The sequence below is a fragment of the Oceanobacter sp. 4_MG-2023 genome, from assembly GCF_030689165.1.
In the GTDB taxonomy this organism is placed as follows: Bacteria; Pseudomonadota; Gammaproteobacteria; order Pseudomonadales; family Oceanobacteraceae; genus Oceanobacter.
On sequence record NZ_JAUYVV010000027.1, the window covers coordinates 16,226 to 41,171 of the forward strand.

Annotated in this window: 29 protein-coding genes; 8 read left to right on the forward strand and 21 right to left on the reverse strand. The window is 53.1% G+C overall.

Features of this window, described 5'->3' with window-relative positions; all coding sequences use genetic code 11:
* Positions 1-111 precede the first annotated feature (111 nt).
* The 9 genes from Q8W24_RS14940 to Q8W24_RS14980 form a co-directional block, all read right to left on the reverse strand.
* Positions 112-522: a hypothetical protein gene (locus Q8W24_RS14940; protein WP_303433663.1), complete on the reverse strand. Its 411-nt coding sequence runs from the start codon at positions 520-522 to the stop codon at positions 112-114.
* The gene (locus tag Q8W24_RS14945; RefSeq protein WP_303433662.1) at positions 513-839 is read right to left on the reverse strand and encodes a ferredoxin; all 327 of its coding nucleotides are present in this window, start codon (positions 837-839) and stop codon (positions 513-515) included. The genes Q8W24_RS14940 and Q8W24_RS14945 overlap by 10 nt, the downstream gene beginning before the upstream one ends.
* A 5-nt stretch (positions 840-844) precedes the next feature.
* Entirely contained in the window at positions 845-1,150 is a 306-nt protein-coding gene (gene fdxB, locus Q8W24_RS14950; RefSeq protein ID WP_303433660.1) for a ferredoxin III, nif-specific, read from the reverse strand.
* A gap of 190 nt (positions 1,151-1,340) precedes the next feature.
* Positions 1,341-1,562, reverse strand: a complete 222-nt coding sequence (locus tag Q8W24_RS14955) for a CCE_0567 family metalloprotein (RefSeq protein WP_303433658.1) — start codon at positions 1,560-1,562, stop codon at positions 1,341-1,343.
* Between the two features lie 61 nt (positions 1,563-1,623).
* Positions 1,624-2,091, reverse strand: coding sequence for a NifX-associated nitrogen fixation protein (locus Q8W24_RS14960; RefSeq protein WP_303433656.1), 468 nt, complete (start codon positions 2,089-2,091; stop codon positions 1,624-1,626).
* Between the two features lie 36 nt (positions 2,092-2,127).
* Positions 2,128-2,601, reverse strand: coding sequence for a NifB/NifX family molybdenum-iron cluster-binding protein (locus Q8W24_RS14965; protein WP_303433654.1), 474 nt, complete (start codon positions 2,599-2,601; stop codon positions 2,128-2,130).
* Positions 2,602-2,629: 28 nt separating this feature from the next.
* A complete protein-coding gene (gene nifN / locus Q8W24_RS14970; RefSeq protein ID WP_305452067.1) occupies positions 2,630-4,066 on the reverse strand; it encodes a nitrogenase iron-molybdenum cofactor biosynthesis protein NifN in 1,437 nt (478 codons plus the stop codon).
* Positions 4,063-5,490 (reverse strand): nitrogenase iron-molybdenum cofactor biosynthesis protein NifE, encoded by a 1,428-nt coding sequence (gene nifE, locus Q8W24_RS14975; protein WP_305452069.1) that lies wholly within the window; start codon positions 5,488-5,490, stop codon positions 4,063-4,065. Before nifE ends, nifN begins: the two co-directional genes overlap by 4 nt.
* A 393-nt stretch (positions 5,491-5,883) precedes the next feature.
* Positions 5,884-6,342 carry a hypothetical protein gene (locus Q8W24_RS14980; protein WP_305475826.1) on the reverse strand — a complete coding sequence of 153 codons (459 nt, stop codon included), beginning with the start codon at positions 6,340-6,342 and terminating at the stop codon, positions 5,884-5,886.
* 227 nt (positions 6,343-6,569) lie between these two features.
* Between Q8W24_RS14980 and Q8W24_RS14985 the strand changes: the two genes are divergently transcribed.
* Genes Q8W24_RS14985 through feoB form a run of 3 tightly spaced genes read left to right on the forward strand, consistent with a single transcriptional unit; the run spans position 6,570 to position 9,261 of the window.
* Positions 6,570-6,704, forward strand: a complete 135-nt coding sequence (locus Q8W24_RS14985; RefSeq protein ID WP_303433648.1) for a hypothetical protein — start codon at positions 6,570-6,572, stop codon at positions 6,702-6,704.
* A 23-nt stretch (positions 6,705-6,727) separates the two neighbouring features.
* Positions 6,728-6,964 (forward strand): FeoA family protein, encoded by a 237-nt coding sequence (locus tag Q8W24_RS14990; protein WP_303433646.1) that lies wholly within the window; start codon positions 6,728-6,730, stop codon positions 6,962-6,964.
* On the forward strand, positions 6,961-9,261 hold the full coding sequence (gene feoB / locus Q8W24_RS14995) for a Fe(2+) transporter permease subunit FeoB (protein WP_303433644.1): 2,301 nt from the start codon (positions 6,961-6,963) through the stop codon (positions 9,259-9,261). Before Q8W24_RS14990 ends, feoB begins: the two co-directional genes overlap by 4 nt.
* 18 nt (positions 9,262-9,279) lie before the next feature.
* Here feoB and Q8W24_RS15000 read toward each other — a convergent pair whose 3' ends face one another.
* Positions 9,280-9,891 (reverse strand): flavin reductase family protein, encoded by a 612-nt coding sequence (locus Q8W24_RS15000; RefSeq protein ID WP_303433643.1) that lies wholly within the window; start codon positions 9,889-9,891, stop codon positions 9,280-9,282.
* Between the two features lie 191 nt (positions 9,892-10,082).
* Here Q8W24_RS15000 and Q8W24_RS15005 point away from each other — a divergent pair, with 191 nt between their 5' ends.
* Positions 10,083-11,033 carry a bile acid:sodium symporter family protein gene (locus tag Q8W24_RS15005; protein ID WP_305452072.1) on the forward strand — a complete coding sequence of 317 codons (951 nt, stop codon included), beginning with the start codon at positions 10,083-10,085 and terminating at the stop codon, positions 11,031-11,033.
* Here Q8W24_RS15005 and Q8W24_RS15010 read toward each other — a convergent pair.
* Entirely contained in the window at positions 11,021-11,905 is an 885-nt protein-coding gene (locus Q8W24_RS15010; RefSeq protein ID WP_305475828.1) for a class I SAM-dependent methyltransferase, read from the reverse strand. The two genes, Q8W24_RS15005 and Q8W24_RS15010, sit on opposite strands and share 13 nt — an antisense overlap.
* Positions 11,906-12,348: 443 nt before the next feature.
* Here Q8W24_RS15010 and Q8W24_RS15015 point away from each other — a divergent pair, with 443 nt between their 5' ends.
* A complete protein-coding gene (locus Q8W24_RS15015) occupies positions 12,349-12,558 on the forward strand; it encodes a cold-shock protein (protein WP_303433637.1) in 210 nt (69 codons plus the stop codon).
* Between the two features lie 185 nt (positions 12,559-12,743).
* Entirely contained in the window at positions 12,744-13,166 is a 423-nt protein-coding gene (locus tag Q8W24_RS16955; RefSeq protein ID WP_370693339.1) for a DUF1289 domain-containing protein, read from the forward strand.
* 29 nt (positions 13,167-13,195) lie between these two features.
* On the opposite strand, the gene Q8W24_RS15025 is transcribed toward Q8W24_RS16955, so the two are convergent.
* The 9 genes from Q8W24_RS15025 to Q8W24_RS15065 all read right to left on the reverse strand — a co-directional run bounded on the left by Q8W24_RS15025 (position 13,196) and on the right by Q8W24_RS15065 (position 22,941).
* The gene (locus tag Q8W24_RS15025; protein WP_303433635.1) at positions 13,196-13,939 is read right to left on the reverse strand and encodes a hydroxypyruvate isomerase family protein; all 744 of its coding nucleotides are present in this window, start codon (positions 13,937-13,939) and stop codon (positions 13,196-13,198) included.
* Positions 13,940-13,970: 31 nt separating this feature from the next.
* On the reverse strand, positions 13,971-14,861 hold the full coding sequence (locus tag Q8W24_RS15030) for an NAD(P)-dependent oxidoreductase (RefSeq protein ID WP_305475830.1): 891 nt from the start codon (positions 14,859-14,861) through the stop codon (positions 13,971-13,973).
* A 267-nt stretch (positions 14,862-15,128) separates the two neighbouring features.
* The gene (locus Q8W24_RS15035; protein WP_370693340.1) at positions 15,129-16,181 is read right to left on the reverse strand and encodes an alpha-L-glutamate ligase-like protein; all 1,053 of its coding nucleotides are present in this window, start codon (positions 16,179-16,181) and stop codon (positions 15,129-15,131) included.
* Positions 16,174-17,703: an inactive transglutaminase family protein gene (locus Q8W24_RS15040; protein WP_303433632.1), complete on the reverse strand. Its 1,530-nt coding sequence runs from the start codon at positions 17,701-17,703 to the stop codon at positions 16,174-16,176. The genes Q8W24_RS15035 and Q8W24_RS15040 overlap by 8 nt, the downstream gene beginning before the upstream one ends.
* On the reverse strand, positions 17,700-18,368 hold the full coding sequence (locus Q8W24_RS15045; protein WP_305475831.1) for an ATP-dependent zinc protease: 669 nt from the start codon (positions 18,366-18,368) through the stop codon (positions 17,700-17,702). Before Q8W24_RS15045 ends, Q8W24_RS15040 begins: the two co-directional genes overlap by 4 nt.
* Before the next feature lie 255 nt (positions 18,369-18,623).
* A complete protein-coding gene (locus Q8W24_RS15050; RefSeq protein ID WP_303433629.1) occupies positions 18,624-19,745 on the reverse strand; it encodes an extracellular solute-binding protein in 1,122 nt (373 codons plus the stop codon).
* 265 nt (positions 19,746-20,010) lie between these two features.
* Positions 20,011-21,099: an alanine racemase gene (alr, locus tag Q8W24_RS15055; protein ID WP_305415611.1), complete on the reverse strand. Its 1,089-nt coding sequence runs from the start codon at positions 21,097-21,099 to the stop codon at positions 20,011-20,013.
* A 34-nt stretch (positions 21,100-21,133) separates the two neighbouring features.
* Positions 21,134-21,517 (reverse strand): RidA family protein, encoded by a 384-nt coding sequence (locus Q8W24_RS15060; protein WP_303433626.1) that lies wholly within the window; start codon positions 21,515-21,517, stop codon positions 21,134-21,136.
* 167 nt (positions 21,518-21,684) lie between these two features.
* The gene (locus Q8W24_RS15065) at positions 21,685-22,941 is read right to left on the reverse strand and encodes a D-amino acid dehydrogenase (protein WP_305475832.1); all 1,257 of its coding nucleotides are present in this window, start codon (positions 22,939-22,941) and stop codon (positions 21,685-21,687) included.
* Positions 22,942-23,182: 241 nt separating this feature from the next.
* On the opposite strand from Q8W24_RS15065, the gene Q8W24_RS15070 reads away from it, so the two are divergent.
* Both Q8W24_RS15070 and Q8W24_RS15075 read left to right on the forward strand, forming a co-directional pair.
* Positions 23,183-23,683 (forward strand): winged helix-turn-helix transcriptional regulator, encoded by a 501-nt coding sequence (locus Q8W24_RS15070; RefSeq protein ID WP_303433622.1) that lies wholly within the window; start codon positions 23,183-23,185, stop codon positions 23,681-23,683.
* An 80-nt stretch (positions 23,684-23,763) separates the two neighbouring features.
* Positions 23,764-24,339 carry a TetR/AcrR family transcriptional regulator gene (locus Q8W24_RS15075; RefSeq protein ID WP_305475834.1) on the forward strand — a complete coding sequence of 192 codons (576 nt, stop codon included), beginning with the start codon at positions 23,764-23,766 and terminating at the stop codon, positions 24,337-24,339.
* 30 nt (positions 24,340-24,369) lie between these two features.
* On the opposite strand, the gene Q8W24_RS15080 is transcribed toward Q8W24_RS15075, so the two are convergent.
* Positions 24,370-24,804 carry a universal stress protein gene (locus Q8W24_RS15080; protein WP_303433619.1) on the reverse strand — a complete coding sequence of 145 codons (435 nt, stop codon included), beginning with the start codon at positions 24,802-24,804 and terminating at the stop codon, positions 24,370-24,372.
* Positions 24,805-24,946 lie beyond the last annotated feature (142 nt).

Below are 24,946 nucleotides of genomic sequence, written 5' to 3' on the forward strand. Positions count from 1 at the left end.
GATGAATAACCAAAAATGGCAGGGATGTATCAGGAAGGGAGAATGGAAGCAGGGAACAAGGGCCAGTGAGTGCTTTCCTGGCCACTTGTTTTATAACGTTCTGAGCATTGCTCAGGGCACCGGGATCAGTCGTAATTCAGTCTTGAGCGTGCTCGCTTGCCCCCAGGCCGTCACCGCTTCGACAAACCAGGCCGGTTTGTCTGGATGAACACACAACACATCGTATTCTGCGAACAATTGATCATCTGGCAGTAACTGCACCGTTCCCTGATTCATCCCCAAGGGGGTTTTCCAGTAACATTGCAGCGACTCACTCTGATCAAACGGATCGATGCGGATCTCGGCAGCATCAAACGCCGCCGTAATACCCGGACAATGCTCAGCCAGGCCGATCTTGCCCAGTTCCGCCAGTAACGCCTGCTGAACGGCGTTGATGCGAGCCTTTTCCTCGACCAGGCGCTCGGCCGCTGTCCCGGAGACAGCGTCGTGCTGTAACGAGCTGGCCAGCAGGCTCACTGCCATACCTCATCCGGGGCAACCTTGTCGAGCCATGGCTCGCCACCGATCAAGTGCTGGTCGATGATCTGGTCAATATCCTCCGGGGCAACCTGTATATAAAGTGTACCGCCCGGGTACACCAATACATTGGCTCCAGCCCGGCATGGTCCCAGGCAGCCTGTCGCGACCAGCGACACTTTGCTGAACAAGCCTTTGGCAATCAGGCGTTCAGAAAAAGCCTGCATCAAGGGCGCAGCGCCTTTTTCTCCACAACTGGAACGGGGATGCCCCGCTGGGCGCTGCTGACCACAAACAAAGACATGATATTCTGGTTTTGGCATGACGATTACCCCGCTAGTGCTTCATGTGTGTGACAGCTTTTTGGACAAACACGAGCGCAGGAGACACAGCCAATACAGTCATCTGCATTGGCAATAGTCATTACCTTCATCTCGTCATCATCATCGTAAAAGTCGTCGTCATCCTCTTCGGCATCGACCACATCCGCACGATCAACAAGATCAAATACATCTCGTGGGCATACCTTGTAACAACGGCCACAGCCGATGCAGGTCATCGGGTCCAGTGCCGTGACAAATTCAGGCGTCCACTCTTCTCCGCCTCGCGTGCGGCCAACGATAGTGTCAGTCATGGCCGATCTCCTCTCTCTGGTTATAAGTGCTAATCACGGTTGCTTTGTTGTGCCGGGTTCCCCCAACACCATGACGACTCCTGACATGACAACAAGACGAGACGAGCTCTTGCTGGCCCATTACTCGACTGATGGATCCGGGACGGTTAGCCCGACAGCCAGGAAAGTCCGGTTATTCCAGCGCTATGCTTCAGGCCGTTTCGGCCGCTTTGGTTTTTGTTTCATATTCCGCCTGAGCTGCTTTCCAGGCCTCACAGGCCGCGATCGCTTCCTCGGCCAGGGCTGGCAAGGTCTGGTACTCAGTCCAGAAAGTGTCTTCAACCACGTCGTGTATTTTTGACGCTATTTCAGTCGCCATACGTTTTTTGGCGCTCACGTTCTTTTTCAGTGCCTTGATCTCTTCGGGAGTCATAAACCGGCCTCCATTTATCCAATACGTTCATCGAGCCACGCTCGGCCGTGACCCGGCCTCGTTACATTTCGGCAACATCCCGATGATTGTTAATCATTGAGACGGCCTTGCCGCTGACCTTTTCGATCTCGGCAATCATTTTTTCAAGCGAATCAAAACCGAAGCGGTGCACATCACGCAGGGTTTTATCCAGTACCACCAGCTTGCCCACAATGATCATGGCGCGACCAAAACCTTCGTGAGTAATATTGATAACAGGGACAGCCATTAATCCGGCTTCCTGTTCAATGGTTGTCGCCAGGGCGTTGTAATACGCCTTGATGCGTGACACGGTGGTTTCGTCCGGATCACCCACTACCGGGATTTCGCGGCGGCGTTCCTTGGTCAGGATCATGGGGTCCAGCACTTTGTCGTCACTCCAGGTGTCGTAAGTGCCGTAGCTGTCCATGGCGCGCAATTGCACTACAACCTGACGCACCAGCGGGTTGGCCAGCTGCTCGTGATCAGCATCAATGACTGTGTCGTTCATGGTGTTTCTCCTGAGGATGAAATAGTAGCGGGCGAATTATTCGCTCCAGCCTTCCGATTCCATGGTGTCAAAACGGTTGGGGTTAAGGTGTTGCTGACTACGAATCGCTTTGGCCAGCCAGGCTGATGGCCCTTCTCGCAGCTCCTGCTGCAAGTTGATCAGCATCTCGCTGATTTCGGTGCCGTCGCTGACCTTGACCGGTTGAATGCCCAGCACCAGTAGCTGCCGCACCGCCGATGCGCCACACGCCCGGCAATACACCGCAACACACCCCCGGAGCATCTCCAGTTTTTCAGCCAGCTTGTCTTCGTTGCCATCCTGTTTCAGGTCGCCAAACTCACTGACCTCGAGCAAATAGGCATTCTCGGGATTCACGCCATAAATCGAAAAGGCATGCGCTGAGCCAAAATGCTGATCAACCGTTATCTGGTCTGATGTTGCAAAGGCAACTTTCAACAGCGTGCCGTCTTCGTTGTCATCCACCACTGCCAGTTTGCGAGTAATACTCATGCATCTGTCCTCTTTACTGATCAGCGACTCAATGAGACGAGACATCACCAGGGTATGACCCGGCTGGTACAGCATCGTGTTTTTGCGAATAACGGGAATGATATGGCTCCAGCTCGTGATGCTGACTCAAGACAAGATTAGCCAGATCAAACAGCGCCTGGCTGGTACCGCGATAACCAAACCAGCAGCGCTGAAAGCCTCCCACCACGTCGTATTGGGGAAAGCCAATCCGGAACAGCGGGATACCCAGTCGCTCGGCACTCTCGGCACCATGACTGTTGGTAAGCAGAAGCTGTGCCCCGGACGCGGCAGCAGCCATTTCCAGGTCTTCCAGATCACCAACTTGCACAGGTACATCGTGCAAGGTTTTCAAGGCCGGTCCCTGAGTCGGTACTACGGCGGTCACTACCTCAGCTCCCATGCCTTGTAGCAGACGCGTGAAACCGGTCAGCATGTCCGGGTCGGAGGCTATCGCCACCCGTGACAGTCCCAGCATAAAATGGGTATCCAGCATGGCATCCTGCAGCTGTTTGCGCTGACGCACCCAGCGTTCAGGTACTGGCCGGCCGCTGAGTTGCGACAAGGTGTGGAACCACTGATCGACGCTTTCCAGCCCCATCAAATGACCAAAACAATGTGTCGGTACTGCCGTGTGTTTTTCCAGCCATTGGGCACAGCTGTGCAAGCTTTCGCCAACAGCCAGTGTGGCCAGGCTTTCACCAGCCGTAGCGATATCAGCAACAGTGACCCCACCGGTAGTGACCGGGCTGAAAGGCTCATCGGCCAGGTGGCCATCCAGAGAGCCGGACAAATCCGGAATCAACAGCGGCCGTAATCCAAAGCTTTCGATACTCTCGGCGACAAATTCCAGGTCGGTTGGTGACAAATTGGCACCACAAAGGACATTGATCTGTTTGTGACGCAAACCGGCACGCGGTGCCTCGGGGTCGACTTCAGGCACCAGGGTTTGCAGTATCCCTTTAACGGTAAGCGCAAAACCACTTTCAAAAGATCCACTGAAGTCGGGGGTATTCACCGCGGTCACGGCCGTGCCAACAAACTGGGGGTACTGTTTCCGGAATTCCCCGACGGCGCGCTTGATATCAGCTCCCTGGGTTTCTGCCAGGCCGGTTGTCACCAGGCCAATCAATGCGGGGGCACTTTTTTCGCAGATCACTTTTAGCGCTTCGACAATATTGTCGTCGGCCCCCATTACCGAGCTGACCTGATCCATGGCGGTAGTTTGTAGTGGCACCGGCTCGCGAAAGTGGCGCACAAAAAATACCTTGGCAAATGCGGTACAGCCTTGAGAGCCGTGCATCAGCGGCACCGCGCGTGCAACACCCAATACCGCCAGTGCCCCACCAACCGTCTGACTGGTTTTCAGTGGGCTGACCGACAGCGCTTTTTTACGCTTTTTAATCACGCCGGACTGGCCTGGTGCCATCTTGACAATATTATTCATAATCCTGCCCCCGCTTCCTGTACCGATAACAGATCACCCTGGCTGGCAGTAGCTTCCCACGGTGCTGGCCGACGAACCGATTGCCACACTGGGCTTTCTATCGTTAGCGCCAACTGCCGTACCAGCTCCAGCATGCCGTCATAGCCGGCATAGCCAAATTCACGCTCCTGGTTGATATCCAGAAACGGGATACGGGCTTTCAGGGCGGTGTACATATTGCGACCACCGGCAATCAGAATATCGGCCTGGTAATCCCGCACAGTGGTCAGCAGGGCTTTGGGGTTGCCCTCATCCAGCATTTTGACGTCATCCCCCATCAACTCACGGATGCGGGCCTTATCTTCTTCAGTGGATTTTTTGGTACCGGTAGCGACCACTTTCATACCCAGATCCTGCAGTGCTGAAATAACAGACCAGGATTTCACTCCGCCGGTGTAGAGCAGCACACGCTTGCCGTCCAGCCGTTGACGCCAAGGTTCCAGCGCTTTACGGATGCGCTGCTCTTCCCGTTCGATCAGGGCTTCTGTGCGTTGGCTCAAGTCGTCATCACCGATACACCGTGCAAAATCACGCAGGGCCTGTGAGGTATCGGTAATGCCGTAAAAGCTACCTTCAAACCAGGGGGTACCAAAACGTTCCTGAAGCTTGCGCGCCACGTTCAGCATCGCCTTTGAACACACCATCATGTTGACTTCGGCACGATGCATGGTTTGCACTTCATGGAAACGGGCATCACCGGACAAGGTACACAGCACTCGGATACCCAGCTCATCCAGCAACGGCAAGACGTACCAGAACTCACCGGCGATGTTGTATTCGCCAATCAGATTAACGTCGTGCACCTTGATACCGGGACGCTGTACCGACTCCGGTAATGGTTCAGGCTCACGATGCCCGATCACATACTTGACCATGGCATCGCCAGCGATGCGGTTACCCAGATTCTTGGTGCCGTAAAAACCAGCGGCATCAACAGGAATCACCGGTACTCCCCAACGGGCCTCGGCCGTTTTGCAAACGGCATCGACATCATCACCAATCAGAGCCGGTACACAGGTGTTGTACACAAATACGGCAGGTGGGTTGTAATCTTCGACAGCCTGTTTGATGGAATGAAACAGACGTTTTTCACCACGTCCCATGATCACGTCCTGCTCGGTCAGATCGGTGGTCATGCCGATGCGATACAGGGTGGGGCCACTGGAACGGGTGCCCCGGTTATCCCAGGAGCTACCGGCACACGCGATTGGGCCATGCACCACATGAGCGACATCGGCAATTGGCAGCAGGGCAATCTGGGCACCATCAAATGCACAACCGCCGTCTGTAGCACCGGGCTTGGGCTTGGCACATCCAGACTTTTCCTTCTTGTTGTGTTCACAAGCTGGCTCGTCCATCAACTCGGCAATGTCTTTGGCTTTCATGCTTTGCCCTCATCTGCGCATCGGTGTCTTTAGCGTTCCAAAAAACCAGCTGCAAACCAGAGGCCATCACCTAACTTATTGATTTAAATGGATTAATTAGCAAGCCACGATGTAGCAAACACAACAAGACAAAACGATTGGAGGGGATATGACAATGACAGGCAGCAACCGTAAGCGTGTCACCGGCGGTAGTCGTTCACCTATCAAGGACACCGGAGCGCCAAAGTAACGTTCTGGGACATGTGCACAGGGGCAGTGTTTCAGAGGCAATGTTTCAGGGCCACGTGATACAAGGTATGGAATTACCATCGTCATCAAACATGGAATCAGGAAGGGATATTACGGTGGATAATAAAAACAATGGGCAGCGAATATATCCGCTGCCCACTTATATCAAGATTCTTTCCAGGATTTTACAGTATCAATACCGTACTCTGCGATCCATTGATCCAACAGACGAGGATTACGTTTGATTTTGTCAACCCTCTCATCAGTGTTTGGATTACGATAAGTACCAACTTCCAGTTTTGGCTTCGCTTGAACCACTTTCTTTTCTCGTTTGCTACCACGCGCTGCAGCACGCTCAAAATGTTTGAGCAGGCTATTGTAGATAGCTAATGGTGATTCCTCGCGAGACATTTCCAGAATCCATTTCTCAATTTGTTCTGAACGGGCAATATATAGCTCAGACTCAGACAAATCATTTTGCTCGCACAGACGCTTGATCTCGACATCGAATGCCTCCAGACCCTTGAGTTTCTTCTCGTGCTCTTTTTTCATCTGCTCAAGTTCAACAATTTTTTGTTGATGCAGCTGAATTTTCTTATCGATATCGTTATCCAGAATGCTCACATTCACCTCGGCTATGGTATGGCAACACATAGAAAATCGCCCGAATGACCCTGAAAATCATAATCTGGCATGTGCATTGGTACATTCTATGTGTTTTGGTTAGTGTTAACGCCAGTATAGACCCGCCACTGTCAGAACTCTACACCGAATATGTAATAAAATATCCTATTTAATCCAGACGACCAGCCTATTTATTTTATTATTAGTTCCCGCTTAGAAAATATCGAATGAGTTTATTGACGCCAGAAAAGTTCCACCCATATTGGCAGATAATACGAGCTGCTGAATTGATCCAACAACAGCAAACCATGCAAACAGCACTTGCCCATCAAAATGATACACATTATCATTTTTCTCCTTGAGCTTCGTTCGGACGGAAAATTCTATGACCATGACACTGGATCAGGTAGGTATGGGTGAACATGTACGAGTAACCGGATTCGCCGCGACAGAAGCCCAGTTCCGCCGCAAACTACTGGCACTGGGTGTTGTTCCTGGCGCCGAGATTGAAGTCCGCCGTGTCGCCCCTCTTGGTGACCCCGTTCAGATCCTGCTTCGTGGCACATCGGTAAGCCTGCGTAAACAAGAGGCGAGCATTCTTTTGGTGGAGAGTATTACGTGAAACCTGCTGTAATCGGCCTGATTGGCAACCCTAACTGCGGTAAAACGACCCTGTTCAACCAGCTGACCGGGGCGCGTCAAAAAGTAGGCAACTGGCCAGGGGTCACGGTTGAACGCAAGGAAGGTATCGTACTGATTCGCGAGCAGTATCAAACGCTGGTTGATCTGCCTGGTACTTACGCACTCGACTGCCAGGATGACGACCTGTCCCTTGATGAACAAATCGCCCGTGATTTTGTCATCGGCGGCGAATCCGATCTGGTTATCAATATTCTTGATGGCTCGAATCTGGAACGTAATCTTTACCTGACGTCCCAATTACTTGATATGGGTGTCCCCATTGTCTGCGCCGTCAATATGCTCGACGTCGCCGAACGGGAAGGCATACATGTCGATACCCAGCAGCTCTCGACATTATTGGGCGTACCGGTGGTGCCGATTATTGCATCTACCGGCGATGGTATTGAAGAATTACGCCGTGTAATCGGCCATGCGCTCCAGCATGCGGCCGTGCCAACCCCCATGTGGAAAGTCTCTGGTGAGATCCAGACGGCTCTGGATGAGCTGATCGAAGTGTCCGGACAAACCCTGTCAAACCCCCGCTGGATGGCTGCCCAGGCGCTGGAAAGTGATTTTCACGCCAGCGCCAATATCGGAGAAGCCTATCGGGATGCCTTTGTGCAACGGGCGACCGACTGGCGTCAGCGTATTGAAAAGCAACAGGGCCAGCCCATTGATGTCCTGATCGCCAATTCCCGTTTTGAATCTATCCGGCGTTTAACCCACCAGGTCATCAGCCTGCATCACACCGGACAATCCTTAACGGAACGTATCGACAACTGGGTAGTAAACCGTTTTCTTGGTATCCCTTTCTTTCTCGGCGTCATGTATTTGATGTTTACTTTCGCCATTAATTTTGGCGGTGCCTTTATTGACTTTTTTGACATGGCATCCTCTGCCATTTTTGTTGAAGGCAGTCGCTATCTGCTGCATGCCATATCGGCTCCGGAATGGCTTATCACCCTGATCTCCGACGGCCTTGGTGGCGGCATCCAGCTGGTTGCCACCTTTATTCCGATTATCGGCGGCTTATACCTGTTTTTATCCATTATTGAAGACTCAGGCTATATGGCGCGGGCCGCCTTTGTTATGGATCGTCTGATGCGTGCGGTTGGGCTGCCCGGAAAATCGTTTGTACCGCTTATCGTTGGCTTCGGCTGTAACGTGCCATCCGTAATGGCAGCCCGAACAATGGATACCCATAAAGATCGTTTATTGACCATTGCCATGGCTCCCTTTATGTCATGTGGTGCCCGACTGTCGGTATTCGCCCTGTTCGCCGCGGCCTTTTTTGCTGACAACGGTGCCACGATGGTGTTTTCGCTTTATATATTAGGTATCGCCATGGCCCTGATTACCGGGCTGGCCTTGAAGAACACTCTGTTCAAACCGGAATTAACCCCGTTTGTTATGGAACTGCCGGCCTACCATATCCCGACAGCCAAAGGTGTATTGATTAAAACCTGGGAGCGCCTGAAGTCTTTTTCAATGCGAGCCGGTAAAACCATTATTATTGTTGTTACTGTACTGAGCTTTCTCAACTCCATCGGTACGGACGGTTCCTTCGGCAATCAGAATAACGAAAAATCGGTATTGTCTGGCATTGCCCGAGTAGCTACTCCGGTATTGGCGCCCATGGGAGTTCAGCAGGATAACTGGCCTGCAACCGTTGGTATCATTACCGGTATTTTTGCCAAGGAAGCCGTCGTTGGTACGCTGGACGCCCTGTATACCCCGGACATCGAAGAAGATGATCGTCCGTACTATTTACCAGGGTTATTACTGGAATCCCTGCAAACCATTCCTGCCAACCTGGCTGACGTTGCCAACAACCTGCTCGACCCCCTGGGACTGAATCTGATCGGGGCCGACCAGGCTGAAGAACAAGGTGTACACTCCGGTACCTTCAGCGCGATGGAAGTGCTGTTTGGTAGCCAGCTGGCTGCTTTCTCTTATCTGGTCTTTGTCTTGCTGTACACACCTTGTGTTGCCACTCTGGGCGCCATGGTGCGGGAGGCCGGTATCAAGTGGATGCTGTTTGTTGCAGGCTGGAGTACCGGCCTGGCGTACACTGCCGCTGTTCTGGTGTACCAGATTGGTAGCAGCCCCAGCCACCCTCTCAGCTCCGCTCTCTGGTCGCTCGGCTGTTTGGGCTTTATTGCCGGTTGTTTAATGCTGATGCGGCGGCACGGCAAACGCCGCGACGCGCTGTTGATTCCCATTGTCCAAATCAACTGAGCCTGGTTATCTGAATGCTCAGCCGGGTCTGACCCGGCTGAGCAGCTCGCCCAATCCGGCATAGTCCTTGCCGCCCAGACGGCTTAATGGATCCAGGGCTTCAGCATTGATTTGCTGCCTCTGTTTGACGGTCTCCAGCACCGCCTCATCGGCGTAAAGCTGATCTACTTGCAAAAACACCAGATGCTGTGGTCCCGGCCCCAGATCAACTTGTTGCTGGTAATGACAGGCGAAAGCCAGGGGAACATCGGCCAGCCTCGGCAAACCGCCAGCAACAAATCCAGTCACCGCCAACCCCAACTGATCGACCTCACTGTCTCCCAGAGCCAATGTTGCGGAACTGGCATTCACGGCATCCAGATCAGCAACACGGGGAATATGCACCACGCACTCGCCTGTTCTGCGCAAGTTTTCATAGCTGTCTTTTTCCACCCCTGTCGGCTTTTGTCCCATCGAAACCACCAGGGTTGGCGGGTTCGAGCAAACCGGCGCAAAAAAAGAATACGGTGCCAGGTTCAGGCTACCGGAAGGATTGCGGGTCATTACCCAAGCGATAGGACGCGGCAGTATCGCCTGGGTCATTAAAAAATAGCGTTGTGATGCTTCTATCCCGGCAAAATCAATAATCATGTCAGATCCACTCTGGTCGCAGCGATAAGGTAAATACAACAGAACAATGAGCCATAAGCCCGGCAGCAAACCGCTGCCGGACGGGTTTACACCGGCAGAATGGCACCTTGCAACACGTCTGTCACCAAGACCCATACCAGGATTCCTGATATGGTCGCGACTTCTGAATCAGCGTTACTCAGGTACACAGCATGCTGTCATTACAAAGTGTCTTTCCTCTCCTTGCTATCGCCGTCAGCTGGCTGGCCTGGAGCGACCCACAACCGTTACTGGGCTGGAGCGGCGCAGTGATTCCCTTACTGATGTTTATTATGTTTTGTATGGGACTAACGCTGAGAGTGCAGGATTTCCGCCGTATCTTGCGCAAGCCAGAACCCGTTGCCATGGGGGTCACCCTGCAGTATTTACTGATGCCACTACTGGGCTGGTTACTGGTGCATCTATTGGCCCTGCCAGCAGAGGTTGCACTGGGAGTGATTCTGGTAGGAGTCTGCGCTGGCGGCACCGCCTCCAATGTCATGACGTATCTGGCCGGTGGTGACGTTGCCCTGTCGGTCAGCATGACACTGCTGTCGACCCTATGGGGAGTAGTGCTCACCCCCTGGTTGCTGGTTTTCTATGCTGCAGAGAGTGTCAGCATCGATATTCTGGCGATTCTGCTCACCATGGCCAAAATCGTTATTTTACCCATTGTCGCCGGGATTGCTGTCAGCCATTACCTGCCGGAACTCCGTCAGGCCGTCAATAAACACCTGGCCAATGCTGCGACCATTGCCATCCTCGCGATTATTGCCATTGTGGTTGCCCTTAATGCCGATGAAATCGCCACCGTAGGCGTCATGACCTTACTGGCGGTGATGCTACACAACCTGCTGGGCACAGCGCTGGGTTATGGACTGGCGCGCTGGCGCGGGTTTACCGAAGTCGAATGCCGCACCATAGCAATCGAGGTCGGCATGCAAAATTCCGGGCTGGGGGCGGCACTGGCACTGCAGTTCTTTACCCCACTGGCTGCCTTGCCCGCCGCTCTGTTCAGCGTTTGGCATAACATCAGTGGTGCCTTGCTGGCGTCGTTCTGGAGCTGGCAGACCCGTCGCCGGATTCGCCAGCTACAATCGGCCAAACGCTGTCACTCCGACTGATAACGTAAGACCTTGAGCCCTGCCGTTTCATCCACCTCAATAAAGGCGGACGGATTCGGCAAGCGCTCAATATAGCGCCACTCCGGGCATTCATCAGCCACTTGCTGACGCAAGAACGCTTCCCCCAGTTCCGGGGCATTCAGACACAGCAGCAACTCGGCAGAAGGGGCGAGCATTTCCCGCAAACGACGTAATAATCTGGGATAGTCCTTGCGAATATCGACACTGCCTTTCTGGAAGGTCGGAGGATCGGCGATGACCAGATCGTATGGGCCATGTTTTTTCAGGCGTCCGAATGAGCGAAAAATATCCACGCCTTCAAATACCACTCCCCCAAGATCATGACCGTTGAGGCGATGATTCTCTCGGCCAATCGCCAACGCCCGGCGGCTCATATCAACATTCACCACCCGCTGCGCCCCTCCGGCGACGGCAGCCACTGAAAAACCGCAGGTATAGGCAAACAGATTCAATACCCGTTTGCCCGCGCTGTGCTCCATGACCCAATGACGGCCATTGGCCATATCCAGAAACAGGCCGGTATTCTGGAACTGGCCAAAACTGAGTTCATAACGCAAGCCATGCTCAGTCACTTCCAGACGGGAAGGCAATTCACCCACCACCGCCTCCATCGGTGCCATAGGACGACAGCGGTACTGTATCCCGATGACTTCGGCCTGGGGCAGAGTGGCGATCAGCCAACGTGACAACTGCTCGATCCAGCCGTCTGCCGGCTCCCGATAGACAGTCACCAGCAGCAGAGGAGCATACCAATCGATATTGATGTGTTCGAAACCGGGTTCACTATGACCCCGGCCATGAAACAAGCGCTGGGCTTCTTTTGATACTGGCAAACGAAAATCAGGAATCATAAAGGCTGTTTTATCCGGATCGATCCATTTAAGCGGTCACGGCAACAAGGCCAAAAGCCTGTCGTGTAACCCCAGAGAGGCAGCGACCAAGGCATGATAAACAAGACATTTCTGCTGCAATTCTGGCAATTATCTTGCTAAAAAGACAATAATCCAAGGCAATTTGAGCCAATCAGATTCCTCTGATAGACAATCTCTCAATTCAGGCTCAATTCATGGCCAACTATTTTGCATCAGTCCTTGGTCAGCAGAACTTACTGAGCTACTATGACGGTGAGCTTGTCGTTTCAAGCTCTATTGGCGAGTGCTCCAAATTCACCCAATGTGTGCAGGATACTGGTCGATATCGGCATTGATTGCTCACCGGATGAACGGCCAGTAGCGCAGTGCCAGCAAAATCGCATTAAATTGGCTTTGGCCAACATCAATTTCAGGAAATACAAATGGCAGATCAAGTTCAGGGCACTGTTAAGTGGTTCAACGATGAGAAAGGATTCGGCTTTATTGAGCAAGAATCTGGTAAAGATGTTTTTGTTCACTACAGTGCTATCAACGGTGCAGGCCGTAAGTCACTGCAGGAAGGCCAAAAAGTGACCATGGAAGTAACCATGGGTCAAAAAGGTCCTCAGGCTGAAAACGTCAACCCTCTGTAACATCCTGGGCCGTTCTACGGCCATGGCCCTGTTATCTGTTTGGTCACCCTTTGTGTTTTCACCAGGCGTGTCACCCTTCAAGATTCGCTGGCCAAAAGTCCGCTGAAGCCTCTGGCTTCAGCAGACCCTTCTTTTCTATCTCGCATACCACGCTCTCCAGCCATTCTCAGTGACGCATTGTCCCCATGATTGACCAAGGCGAACTGTTCGACATTCCCAATCCGTGCCGCGGCATCTGTACGGTGAATAACAAGGGATACTGCAAGGGTTGCCTACGCAGCCGGCAGGAACGTTTCCACTGGAATGACTTCACCCATTTTCAAAAACAGCTGATTATCAATCTATGCGAACGCCGCCGTCTGAAATTAACAGCCGGACGAGCCCGACCGGTCGATGCAACGCAGCCAGAAGAGACTCCGCAAAAGGATCTGTTTGCCAGCGCCAGCAGCGCGACAAATTTGTATCAGGATGATACACACACAATACCGACTCCCGCCGTAGAGGCTGAGACTCCACCACTGGAGCGCGCCTCCAGAACCACACCGCAGCAAGCCAGTCAGATTGGGCTGTTTGATGGCCAGAACCAGAAGCCATCTGCTACGGAATAAACAGCACCGGCGCCTTATCTGACCCGGATTCAGCCCGGCAAGCGCAGGGCTTCAAATCGAGCCATCCAGTCCAGAGTCGTCGAGGTTGCCCGACTGGGTCGATACTCCGCCCCAACCCAGCCGTCATAATGACTGTTCTCGATCGCAGCAAATACTTCATCAAACTTGACACGCCCGGTACCAGGCTCCTGCCTGCCAGGCATATCGGCAAACTGAATATGACCAATCTTGTGGCCATGACGACGGATAAAGCCAGCCACATCCACCCCCATACGCGACATATGGTAAATATCGAACTGGGCCTTGATGTTGGGGTGCTTCAGTTCCACCATAATGGCCAGCATTTCCCGCCCGGTGCAGACCAGAAAATCGGGCATATCAAAACGGTTAATCGCTTCAAATGTCGTGGTAATACCAAATGGAGCAAAGCTGTCGGCGGTTACCTGCATATTGCGGAGAAAGGTCGCCATATATTCATCGCGACGCTCAGGATGGCGACAGCGCCCTGGCAACACATTCACGGTAGGAATTTTCAAGGCTCGGGCATACGACAGGCATTCAACAACCGCTGCTGCGTATTCTGCTGTTTTGCCCGGCACACAGGCCAGGCCTTCGCCGCCCTTCAACAGATCGCCAGCCGACACATTGATCAGTACACATTCAAGGTCGTTGTCACTTAACTGGCGCTTGAGATCAGCGATCGGATAGTCATACGGAAACTGGATTTCAACCGCTCGGAAGCCATCCCGACGAGCCGCGGTAAACCGTTTCATAAAGGGTAATTCTGTATATAAAGTGGATAAATTAGCGCTTGTCTTCACCTGACAATATCTCCATATACAAGTGAATCAATGTAGCAGGATCTTGCTCTCCAAACCCTCTACCTGCGTGTTGGCGTAATAATTCAACGCCCAGCCCTGCCATCGGCACGGCGCTACCCAACGACTGCGCCAGATCACTGGCCATATTCATATCCTTGAGTAAAGTGTTGACCCGCCATTTGATATTGTCAAAATCGCGGACTGCCATTTTCGGGCCCGTCAGTTGCAGTGGTGTCGTATCCGCAAAGCCCCCCTGTAAAGCCTGCGGTAATAACGATGTTTGTACGCCGGCCTGCTCTGCCAGGGCAAAAACTTCCGCCATCACCAGCACATTGCAGCTGACCAGCATCTGGTTGCAAATCTTGGCAACCTGCCCGGTACCGGTTGCTCCCATATGGGTCAGTTGCCGCGACAGCACAGCCAGGACAGGCCGCAGTTGATCTATAACGGCTCCATCACCACCGGCCATCATTGCCAATGTGCCCTGCTCGGCACCAACAACACCACCGGATACCGGAGCATCAACCCAATTCATACCACAGCAAGAGCTGAGTTCTGTGGCCATTTCCCGGGTTGCTTGTGGTGCAATACTGGAGAAATCCACCAACACCTGACCTTGACGTCCGGTGGCAGTCACCCCCTGGGGGCCAAAAACAATATCACGAACGGCACTGGTATTGGTGACACAGACCATTAACACATCACATTGTTGTGTCAGTTCTGCTACCGATGTCGCTTGCTGGGCACCTGCTGCTACCACTGTCGCCATTTTTTCAGGCGTTCGGTTCCAGACCCGTACGGAATAGCCAGCCTGTAGCAGCCGTAACACCATAGGGGTACCCATGAGACCCAGCCCGACAAATCCGATCTTCACTGCCTCATCCTCGAAAAATAACCATCAATACTATCAAAGACTTATCGAGTTTAAACCCGCTTCCAACGGATTATTATCAGCAGACTTGATCTGAAAACAGTGTCGGTCAAAGGACCCTTTTCAACATTCTTGACAGCCGTCGGATCGACCCGCACTCAACAATCACAAGCCGGAACAATCAACCTCTTTGTTCATCCGGCATACTCACGCTACCGCCTGATCCACAGGCCATTCAGCCGTGTGTCATGTGCTTGTACCTGCTGCATGTTACAGTCTATCGGTGCCTGATTCGAAGTGATCTTCCATACCGCAGGCGGCGCCTGGATGACCAGCACCGAACCACTGCTGACAGAGCGCCACCCGCTCTTCTGCCGGGCGCTGCAAATCTGCAGCAGCTAATGCATCAATAACTTTCAAGCGAGGCAATAGCCCGGCACCATTCGCCAGCTGTATCGCCAGCCCCGGACGCGCGTTTAGCTCCAGCAATAACGGGCCATGCTGGCGATCGATAACAATATCGGCACCGAGATAACCCAACCCGGTCATGTCATAACAACGGGCGGCCAGTACCAGCAGATCTTGCCATTGGGGAATAAACAGCTCTGACAGCTTCTCCTGGGTATCCGGATGTTGCATCATAGGCAGGCCATTCTGTACTCCATGTAACGCCTGTCCATTTGCCAGCCCAAGACCGACACCGACGGCACCCTGGTGCAGGTTGGCCTTGCCATCCGAGGCTCGGGTCGCCAATCGGGTCATCGCCATCACCGGATAACCACGACAGACAATCACCCGGACATCCGGTACCCCTTCATAGGAAAACCGTTGCAAGGAGTCATCAAACTGGATGCAACGCTCAATAATGGCGACATCCGGTGATCCGCCCAGACTGTGAAGGCCGGCAAGAATGTTGGAGGCATGGCGCTTGAGCTCACTCAGCATAATCGGACTGCCATTGGCCCGCACCCAATAATCCCCCTCACAGCTCTGAACCACCACAATTCCTTTACCGCCAGAGCCTTTGGCCGGTTTGATCACAAAAGCCGGGATTCCGGATAACTGCTGCCCCAATGTCTCGACTTCATGTTGTGACTGAATGGTGCCAATCAACTCTGGTACCGCAATGCCCGCCTGCTCTGCCAGGCGCTTGGTTTTTAATTTGTTATCCACCAGTGGGTACAACGTACGTGGATTATAACGGCTGATATACAAACGATTACGGGCATTCATGCCCAGAACCCCTGCCTGATGCAATTGCAACGGCAGCATCAAGCGTCGCCGCAGTGCCTGCCAAAGCGGCCGAAACGCCAGCTTACTCATGGCGCAGCGCCACAAAACGACGTAACTCCAACAGGCGATAGCCAGTGTAGGTGCCCAGCATCAATACCAGTGCCAGAATCACCAACTGCACACCAATATAGTTAAACGTCAGGTGGCGTATCAGCGGGTCACTCATTGCCCAATAGGCAACAACCGCGGTCAGCAAGCTGCCTCCGCCTTGACGCATCACTTCTCTGCCGCCTTCTTCTTCCCACAGAATCGACATCCGCTCAATCGTCCACGACAGAATAATCATCGGGAAGAAAGTGATTTTTAAACCTTCGGTCAGACCCAACTTGTAAGATGCCACACTGAACAAGCCGATAATGGCAATCACCGTAATAATCACCGCCGATATACGCGCCACCAGTAGCAGGTTAAGGCGCGACAGGTAACTGCGAATCACCAACCCGGTAGCCACCACCAGCAGGAATCCCACCAGCCCGGTAACCAATGAGGTCTGAATAAAGGCCACCGCAATCAGTACCGGCATAAAAGTACCCGAAGTACGGATGCCCACCAGAATGCGCAACAGACACACCACTAACGCCCCTATCGGCAACAGCAGAATGGTCTTGAACATGGCCTGCTCTTCTACCGGCAGACTGTGTATGGAAAAATTCAGTAACTCGTGCTGATCCGACAACCGGTTGGCCACACTGGCAAAGGTCGACTCCTCGCGCCGAATCATGGCAAAACGCACCTGCGAATCATAACCACCCGACACTTCCAGCACCGGTTCCCCGCGCTGCTCCCACAGCAGCAGCGGCGCATTCCGATCAAACAAGGCCGGGTTGCGGGCCTGTAAGGGGATATCAAACACCTGGCTGCGGTTGTCTTGCCAGACCCGAATATAAGGCAACAGCTGCTGTTGTCGACGACCGTCCTGCAAGCGCAGGCCATATACCAGCCGTGCTGGCACACCCGCCTTGTTGAGCATGTCTACCAGCAACTGCGGCAGGCTCTGATCAAATTCACTGATCAACAACTCCACATGCTGGGCACGAGGTTCCGCTGCAAAAGCTTTCAGTAACTCTCGCGCCAGACTGAAATTATCCGCTGACGTCCGATGTGCCAGCGCCAGCAATTGCCCCACGGCACTGGCGTAAGGTTCCGGCCAGCTGCTTTCCGTTACCGCCGGTGCTGGCTCTGGCATCAATTCGTAAGCATCACTTTCCAGCACATCCGCACGATAGAACAAGGTCTGCCGCCCGCTGGCGGTACGCTTGGTCCACTCGGCAACCGGATTGCCCCCATCGATAAAATTCAAGCCATAACCGGGAGAGGCACCACTTTCACGCAGCAGCATAAATCCGGGCTGATTGGACGGCCGAGCCAGAACAGCCCGCACCGGATCACCGTCAGTACTGAGCTCAACCCGGGCTTCAACCGACCAGACCACTTGTGATTTCCCTGGTAGCAGGGGCACGTCATACACCCAGTGACGATGAAGAATCTGTGCAATTCCTGCACTTAACAGCAGCAGTATCAATGCAATATAAGGCCAGCGAGATCCGTTCATTGCTCTTCACTCACAACAGGTATCTGCAAATCGGGCTGATATTTACCCAATAGAAATTTTTTCCCGACATCAATCAAGGTGACATCTTGCAGAAATGATCGCCCCAGCAAAATCGGATATGTCATTTGCGAGCGATCAGCCAATGAGAATTCAGCTTTTTGCTGTAGTTGTTGCCCCAGGTGCACCGTCAACTCCACCACCGGCCGCCGATCCAGATCGGCATTTGACGCCTGCCGGATCAACACGTTACGTACCAGTTTGGCTTCGATCTTCCGGGGTTCCGATTCATCATCGTGTTGTAGCAGAAAACGCACCCAGGGCTGACCGTTACGTTCAAAGCGGGTGATATTGCGAGCACTCAGTGACGACGTCGCCGCACCACTGTCAACGCGGGCACGATAATGATGCCCTGGCGGAGTGAGATAAATCCATTCGGTGGCGCCGACGACCAGCTTATCAGTATGGGTATCGGTTGTGGTCTCAGCACCAGTGGTTGGACAGCTGACCGGAGCCGGGTTAGCGGCGGTCAGGCGCCGCACCTGCCGCTGTAATGCCTTCAGCTGGGCCTGTTGCTCCTGTTGCCCGGCCAGCACCGGATCCAGTTCCGGACAGCTCAAGTCAATATCCGGATTATGTCGAGCAACCACCTCTTCAATCGCCGCCATGTTAACGGCTCGATGCTCAGGTCCCGGCCAATGACTGCAAGCGGACAAGAGCCCACCGATCATCGCTATCAACCCTACCCGCCTGACCCAGCTGGACATACAGAACTACTCCACCGCACAAAAATCCAGTATTGAACCATAAAGGCGGATAAAGTTGCGTTCTACTGTTACCCAGACTGTCATAAATAACCGTTGGCCCACCCGCTGGCCAGTATCACACGCGCGGAGCGGTTTTTATTTCATAAAATATTTGCCTCAGAACATCGAGCTCATCGGCACCGAACACCAGTTACCCCGGGCACAAATGGCATCCACCCATAAGCGCTGCATCACCCGGCTACTGCTGCGGCCTCGGGGGGCCAGTGCTTCCATTTCATGCAATTGAGCCATGGCCGGATAGATCACCGGATTGTTCAGGATCTCCGGCTCCACAAAACGATTAGCCGATGCCATCGCGGTGGGATATTCCAGATAGTTGGAATTCTTTGCAGCGATGTTACCTCGCATCAGGAAACGGATCAGTTGGTACGCCAACTCTGGCGAATTGGCGTTGGTCGGAATCGCCATGACATCAATCCATAACGCCGCCCCCTCCCGGGGAATAAAATACGACAAATCGGCATTGCCCGCTGCCGCTGTCAGCAAATCACCGGAATACCCCACAGCCACACAGATCTTGCCGCTGGCCAGGTCATCCAGATACTGGGTTGTGTGTAAATAGCTGACCTCACCCAACGAATCTTTCAGCAATTGACCAGCCTGTTGCAGCTGCTCTTTGCTCAGACTGTTGACGGAATACCCCAGATACGACAGCGCTGCCGCAAAAATCTCATCCCGCTCATTCAGCAACCCGATACCACACTGGGCCACTTTTTGCCGCACATCCGGATCAAACAGCAAGGCCCAGGAATTTTCATAATCAGCCAGGCCCAGCTCCGCCAGCGCCTTGCGGTTCACGCCCAATCCGGTCGTCCCCCACATATACGGCACGCCGTTCAAGACACCGTCATCCTGCTGGCTGTAGTCACTCAGAATATCCGGACGCAATGAATCCCAGTCCGGCAGCTGCTGAGTCATCAGAGGCCGAACCAGCGACTTGCTAGCCAGCGTGTTCATGATACGGCTGGGTGGGAAAATCAGATCAAATTGCTGACGATCATCAAAATACAAGGTAGCGAACTTATCCAGACTGTCGAACTCGACGTAATCTATCTCGATATTGAATTCTTTCTCAAAAGCTTCCAATACACCCGGTTCAATATAATCACTCCAGTTCAACACCCGTAACACTGGTGTTTCTTCCTGGGCCTGTACAGCCAATCCGCCCAATGACAAAGCGCACACCAACAGCCAACCGGCCAATCTCGCTAGCATCATGATTCTGATTCCATGGTTCATCGTTTTTACCGGTGCTGGCATAGCACCAAGAGATGGAACAGAGAGAGGATCAAGCGGTGTGATTACAACACCACAGCACTTGACCTCTATCCACCCGGAGCCAAGTGTTGTGGCTCAGGCAGGTAAAAAGACATACCCCCTAGAGGGTAGATATTTCCCCTGGCCAGAAAAGGCCGGGGACAGGAAGCCGCCAAGCCGCAAGCCGTTGGCTGCCAGAGAGCCAACTTGCGCTGCAACAGGGTTTTTAACTGGTCAAATAAATACGTGGGACACGTCGGGTAACACCCGTAAACAGGTGATAGGAAATGGTATCGCAATGAGCGGCCACTTCATTGGCATCCAGCTGAGAGCCCCATAGTTCAACGGCATTACCTACCGCCGCACCGTCCACATCGGTCAAATCAACGGTCATCATATCCATCGACACCCGACCCAGAAGACGCGTGCGCTGACCGTTCACGATCACCGGCGTCCCCTCTTCTGCCTGACGTGGATACCCATCGGCATAACCCATCGCAATCGTCCCGATCCGGGTTGGTTTGGTTGCCACAAAACGACTGCCGTAGCCGACACTGTCGCCATTCTGAACCCAGCGGGTCGCAATCACCTCGGTAACCAGCGACATCGCAGGCTGTAACTGCAACGCAGTCTGGTTATCAAAATCCAATGGTGAAGCACCATAAAGAATGATACCTGGCCGCTGCCACTGCTTGTGCGCCATCGGGTGCACCATCAGTGCCGCCGAATTGGCCACACTCATATCCAGACCCAGCGCCTGAGCAACTTCAGTCAGACCCGTCAATTGAGTCGGTACATCAATACCGGGGGTGACCCGGGTATCGGCATTGGCAAAGTGGGTCATCAATGTGACCTGCCCCACCTGGGGCAAGGCCAACAGCTGCCGACTCACATCAGCCACCTCATCCAGCGCAAACCCCAGGCGATGCATGCCGGTATCTACCTTCAACCAGATATGCAGCGGTTCAGCGACACGAGTCGCTGCCAGCGCCTGGATCTGGTCGTACCGATGAACTGCGGTCCAGAAATTCTGTTCGGCGATCACCGGTAATTCGTCATTGCTGAAAAAACCTTCCAGCAACAAGACCGGCTGAGTCATTCCCGCCGCACGCAGTTCCAGCGCCTCCTCAATACAGGCCACCGCAAACGCCGGAGCGTAAGGAGCCAGTGCCTGAGCCACCGGGACAGCGCCATGACCATAGGCATCCGCCTTGACCACTGCCAACGCCTGACCGGCGGGATGTAATGAACACGCCAACTGGTAGTTGGCAATAATATGATCCAGACGAATCCGGGCCTGCGCAGGACGAGACATGTATAACTACTCCACAGTGACGATCAGCGGCTGGTTACAGCGCCAGAATCGCCTCAACTTCAATATCAGCTGCTTTTGGCAGCGCCTTTACGGCATACGCCGCACGAGCGGGATATGGCTCATCAAAATAACGCGCCATCACTTCATTCACTTGCGGGAAGAAGTCCATATCCGACAGCAAAATGGTCAGCTTGGCGGCATCATTCAAAGAACCACCAGCCGCTTCAGCTACCGCTTTCAGGTTCTCGAACACCCGTACAGCCTGAGCTTCAAACGACTCGGTCACCATTTCCATGGTGGCAGGGTCCAGCGGAATCTGACCGGACATGTACAGCGTATCGCCCACCTGAACGGCTTGTGAGTAAGTGCCGATGGCAGCCGGAGCCTGATTGGTTGCAATAATCTTCTTGTTGCTCATAAAAACCTCATTATTCATTGAACGTCGCCTGATCGAACATCCGGCGACCAGGACAAATAGTACTGCCATAAAGCCACCGGCCGCAGTAAAAACAAGGTAACGGCCGTTAACTTGCTTGCTGCAGACCGGTGCCAGAGCCAGCTCGGAAATACCCGCTCAGGGCGCGACTAGAGATAGCGATGGACTGACAAGCCTTCGGTGCTGATATCAGGATCACGCTCATTCACAATATCGGCCAACAAACGTGCCGAGCCTTGTGACATGGTCCAGCCCAGGGTGCCATGACCGGTATTCAGATACAGATTATTAAACGGCGTTTTACCGATAATCGGCACACTGTCTGGTGTCATTGGCCGCAGACCACACCAGAACTCGGCCTTCTCCAGATCCCCGGCCCCTGGAAACAGATCGCTGACAACAAAATCCGCAGCCTTGCGACGGCTTTCTTTCAGGCTCAGGTCGAAGAAGGCAATCTCAGCCGTACCACCAACCCGGATACGCTCATCAAAACGGGTCACCGCCACCTTGTACTCTTCATCCATCACCGTGGATTGGGGAGCCTTGCTTTCATCCAGCAATGGCAGCGTCAGTGAGTAGCCCTTGATCGGATAGATCGGTAACTTGATGCCTAATGGATTCATCAACATCGGAGAATAGCTGCCCATCGCAACCACATACTTATCAGCGGTCAAACGTCCTTTGGAAGTCACGACCCCATGGATTTCACCACCAGACGCTTCCAGTCCCTTGACCTCGGTATCCATCATGAAAATCACCCCGAGGTCACGGCAAGCCGCCGCCAGCCCCTGGGTAAACTTGCGACAGTCACCGGTACCGTCGTTCGGGAACATCAAGCCACCAACAAACTTCTGGGAAACATTCGCCAGCGCTGGTTCATGCTGGATACAAGTCGCATGATCAATCACCTGGTGCTCCACACCGCACTCACGCAGGGACTCAAGGTCGGCACCGATGGAATCCATTTTTTCCTGATCCCGGAACAGCTCAACCGTGCCCTGATGGCGCTGGTCGTAATGGATCGGGCGGTCCTGCTGCAACTGATCAAAACAAATGCGGCTGTACTCCGTGATACGCAGCATACGATTCTTGTTAATGCGATAAGCATCTTCACCACACTGGCCGAGCATCTTCAGCATCCAGGCCGAGGTGCTGACATTAAATGCCGATGGACTGACCATAATCGGTGCCAGATCCTGCATCATCCATTTAACCGCCTTAAAAGGGATACCCGGTGCTGCCCATGGGTTGCAATAGCCATAAGACAACATGCCGGCATTACCGTAACTGGTTTCATCTGCCACACCAGAGCGGCGTTCCACCACCGTCACCTCATGCCCAGACTTGGCCAGATACCAGGCAGACGAGACGCCCAACACACCCGCGCCCAACACCAGAATTTTCATAACGACTGCCCCCACAAGATCACTGCATCACAAAGTCCGGTGCGTTATTCCGCGCTGCGATAGCAACACCGACAGGAAAACATCACCGCGTTTAATGGTGAAATTCTAGCGATAAAATCATAGAAAAAGCCTTTAATATTTACTCAAATACAGTATATTTCACTGGAAATTAAAGACTATTCAGAAGATAACCCTGAATAAATAACATTCATGACAATCTGATTTCAGGGAGATCAGCCCGATGGCAGCCACCAGTGATTACAAGCGCAAACCACTCGACAGGCTCGACCGCCGCATTCTGCAAGAACTGCAAAAAGAAGGCCGCATCAGCTACGTTGACCTGGCCGAACGAGTCAGCCTCAGCTCCACTCCCTGTATAGAGCGCGTCAAACGCCTGGAAAAAGACGGTTATATCGAGGGTTATTACGCCCGGCTGAACCCGGCGCTGATGGGTTACGGCATGCTGGTCTTTGTCGAAATTTCATTGTCTTACCAGTCACCAGACGCCTTCCAGCGCTTTAATCAGGCCGTCGATACCCTGCCTTACTTACTCGAATGTCATCTTGTCTCCGGCGACGCCGACTACCTGATCAAGGCACGTATCAATGACATGTCCGAATACCGAGCCTTACTCGGCGATATGTTACTGACCCTTCCCGGCGTAAAAAACTCCAGAAGTTACATTGTTATGGAAGAAGTCAAAGAAACAGCCCAATTACCGGTACAACTGCAACAAAGCTGATTCTGGTTGTGCCGTGCCGACAACCCCACACAGTTGCTACCGACAGACCCGTTTTTACCCGCTACGCAGGATGGTTTGGGATGGATATTCGCAGAGAAAAAAGTCGAAAAAAGTTAAGAAATGCACTGGCTGAGCTACTCAAGAAGCGGCCTCTGGAACAGATCAGCATTGAACAAATTGCCGACAAGGCCGGTGTCACCCGCCCGACCTTTTATTCCAATTATCAAAATCGCCAGGACATTATCATTGAACATATTGAACAGTGGCTGGCGCGGCGCGAGCAACTGTTCCAGAACTTTCTCGAAGATGAAGGCACCCCGGAACCGGATCGCCTGGTGGACTTTATCCAGCATCTGCTGGAAACCCTCTGCCCGGACGATACCCTGCTACAACTGGCATTGTCCGGCCGGGCCGGAGAGCAGGCCCTGCAACGGATCCTGAACCAGAACACCGATTTCTTCTGCCGCGGGGCCAGTCGCAGCTTCAACGAACCACCCAGCGAAGATGATATCCTGCTGATTTCTACCTTCTATGGCTCCGCCACCATCGGCATTATTTCCGGCATTATCTCCGGTAACATCCGCCAGCAACCAGCCGAACTGGCGCAGCAACTGGCAGATATGATCTACAACGGTATTGGCCATCGCCTGCTCTAGAACTGGCCGACAACCTGGGCGGTACAGGCACTAGCCTTCTCGCACCACCATCACGCTGCACTTGGCATGACGCACCACACGCTCAGCATTCGAACCGATACTATAACGACCCTGACCGGGTTTCTGCGCCATCATCACAATAATATCGGCATAGCGGCTACCCGCTTCCTCAAGAATCTTTTGATGCACCACACCACGACGAACCCGACTGCTGTAATGCAGGGTTGCTGGCATCAAATTACGCAGCAAGGCCAGCAACTTGTCTTCGTTATCACGCTGGCGCAACGAGTTAAATTGCTGATCCGGGTACAGCACCACCACGTTATTGTCTTTGCTGTCATCGATATACAGAAAAATAAAATCCACATGAGGATTGTCACTGGTCAGTTCTCTTGCCGCCTCAATCAACAACGGCAGTTCCTGTGGATAGGCAAGATCCACAGGAATCAATACTTTGTAAAACATAAGCCCTTCTTCCTAATGGGGACATCGATTTAATCCTGCACGGCTCTGCGTGAGTGTTGCCGTTATTCAGGGCAAGGCGACGAATGCAGCGAAATGACGAGTCCTTTTCAAATTCGTCAACACCGCACTGGACGGCGGCAAC

Coding starts and splice junctions, on each gene's coding strand:
- Q8W24_RS14985 (WP_303433648.1), top strand. CDS start 6,570: ATGAGTTTATTGACGCCAGAAAAGTTCCACCCATATTGGCAGATAATA.
- Q8W24_RS14965 (WP_303433654.1), bottom strand. CDS start 2,601: ATGAGTATTACTCGCAAACTGGCAGTGGTGGATGACAACGAAGACGGC.
- Q8W24_RS16955 (WP_370693339.1), top strand. CDS start 12,744: ATGATTGACCAAGGCGAACTGTTCGACATTCCCAATCCGTGCCGCGGC.
- Q8W24_RS15065 (WP_305475832.1), bottom strand. CDS start 22,941: ATGAAAATTCTGGTGTTGGGCGCGGGTGTGTTGGGCGTCTCGTCTGCC.
- Q8W24_RS15005 (WP_305452072.1), top strand. CDS start 10,083: ATGCTGTCATTACAAAGTGTCTTTCCTCTCCTTGCTATCGCCGTCAGC.
- Q8W24_RS15040 (WP_303433632.1), bottom strand. CDS start 17,703: ATGAACGGATCTCGCTGGCCTTATATTGCATTGATACTGCTGCTGTTA.
- Q8W24_RS14955 (WP_303433658.1), bottom strand. CDS start 1,562: ATGACTCCCGAAGAGATCAAGGCACTGAAAAAGAACGTGAGCGCCAAA.
- fdxB (WP_303433660.1), bottom strand. CDS start 1,150: ATGACTGACACTATCGTTGGCCGCACGCGAGGCGGAGAAGAGTGGACG.
- alr (WP_305415611.1), bottom strand. CDS start 21,099: ATGTCTCGTCCTGCGCAGGCCCGGATTCGTCTGGATCATATTATTGCC.
- Q8W24_RS15025 (WP_303433635.1), bottom strand. CDS start 13,939: ATGAAACGGTTTACCGCGGCTCGTCGGGATGGCTTCCGAGCGGTTGAA.
- Q8W24_RS14990 (WP_303433646.1), top strand. CDS start 6,728: ATGACCATGACACTGGATCAGGTAGGTATGGGTGAACATGTACGAGTA.
- Q8W24_RS15015 (WP_303433637.1), top strand. CDS start 12,349: ATGGCAGATCAAGTTCAGGGCACTGTTAAGTGGTTCAACGATGAGAAA.
- Q8W24_RS15070 (WP_303433622.1), top strand. CDS start 23,183: ATGGCAGCCACCAGTGATTACAAGCGCAAACCACTCGACAGGCTCGAC.
- Q8W24_RS14945 (WP_303433662.1), bottom strand. CDS start 839: ATGCCAAAACCAGAATATCATGTCTTTGTTTGTGGTCAGCAGCGCCCA.
- Q8W24_RS15000 (WP_303433643.1), bottom strand. CDS start 9,891: ATGATTATTGATTTTGCCGGGATAGAAGCATCACAACGCTATTTTTTA.
- Q8W24_RS15035 (WP_370693340.1), bottom strand. CDS start 16,181: ATGAGTAAGCTGGCGTTTCGGCCGCTTTGGCAGGCACTGCGGCGACGC.
- nifN (WP_305452067.1), bottom strand. CDS start 4,066: ATGAATAATATTGTCAAGATGGCACCAGGCCAGTCCGGCGTGATTAAA.
- Q8W24_RS14960 (WP_303433656.1), bottom strand. CDS start 2,091: ATGAACGACACAGTCATTGATGCTGATCACGAGCAGCTGGCCAACCCG.
- Q8W24_RS15075 (WP_305475834.1), top strand. CDS start 23,764: ATGGATATTCGCAGAGAAAAAAGTCGAAAAAAGTTAAGAAATGCACTG.
- Q8W24_RS14940 (WP_303433663.1), bottom strand. CDS start 522: ATGGCAGTGAGCCTGCTGGCCAGCTCGTTACAGCACGACGCTGTCTCC.
- Q8W24_RS15045 (WP_305475831.1), bottom strand. CDS start 18,368: ATGGCGGCGATTGAAGAGGTGGTTGCTCGACATAATCCGGATATTGAC.
- Q8W24_RS15010 (WP_305475828.1), bottom strand. CDS start 11,905: ATGATTCCTGATTTTCGTTTGCCAGTATCAAAAGAAGCCCAGCGCTTG.
- Q8W24_RS15080 (WP_303433619.1), bottom strand. CDS start 24,804: ATGTTTTACAAAGTATTGATTCCTGTGGATCTTGCCTATCCACAGGAA.
- Q8W24_RS15060 (WP_303433626.1), bottom strand. CDS start 21,517: ATGAGCAACAAGAAGATTATTGCAACCAATCAGGCTCCGGCTGCCATC.
- Q8W24_RS15050 (WP_303433629.1), bottom strand. CDS start 19,745: ATGATGCTAGCGAGATTGGCCGGTTGGCTGTTGGTGTGCGCTTTGTCA.
- nifE (WP_305452069.1), bottom strand. CDS start 5,490: ATGAAAGCCAAAGACATTGCCGAGTTGATGGACGAGCCAGCTTGTGAA.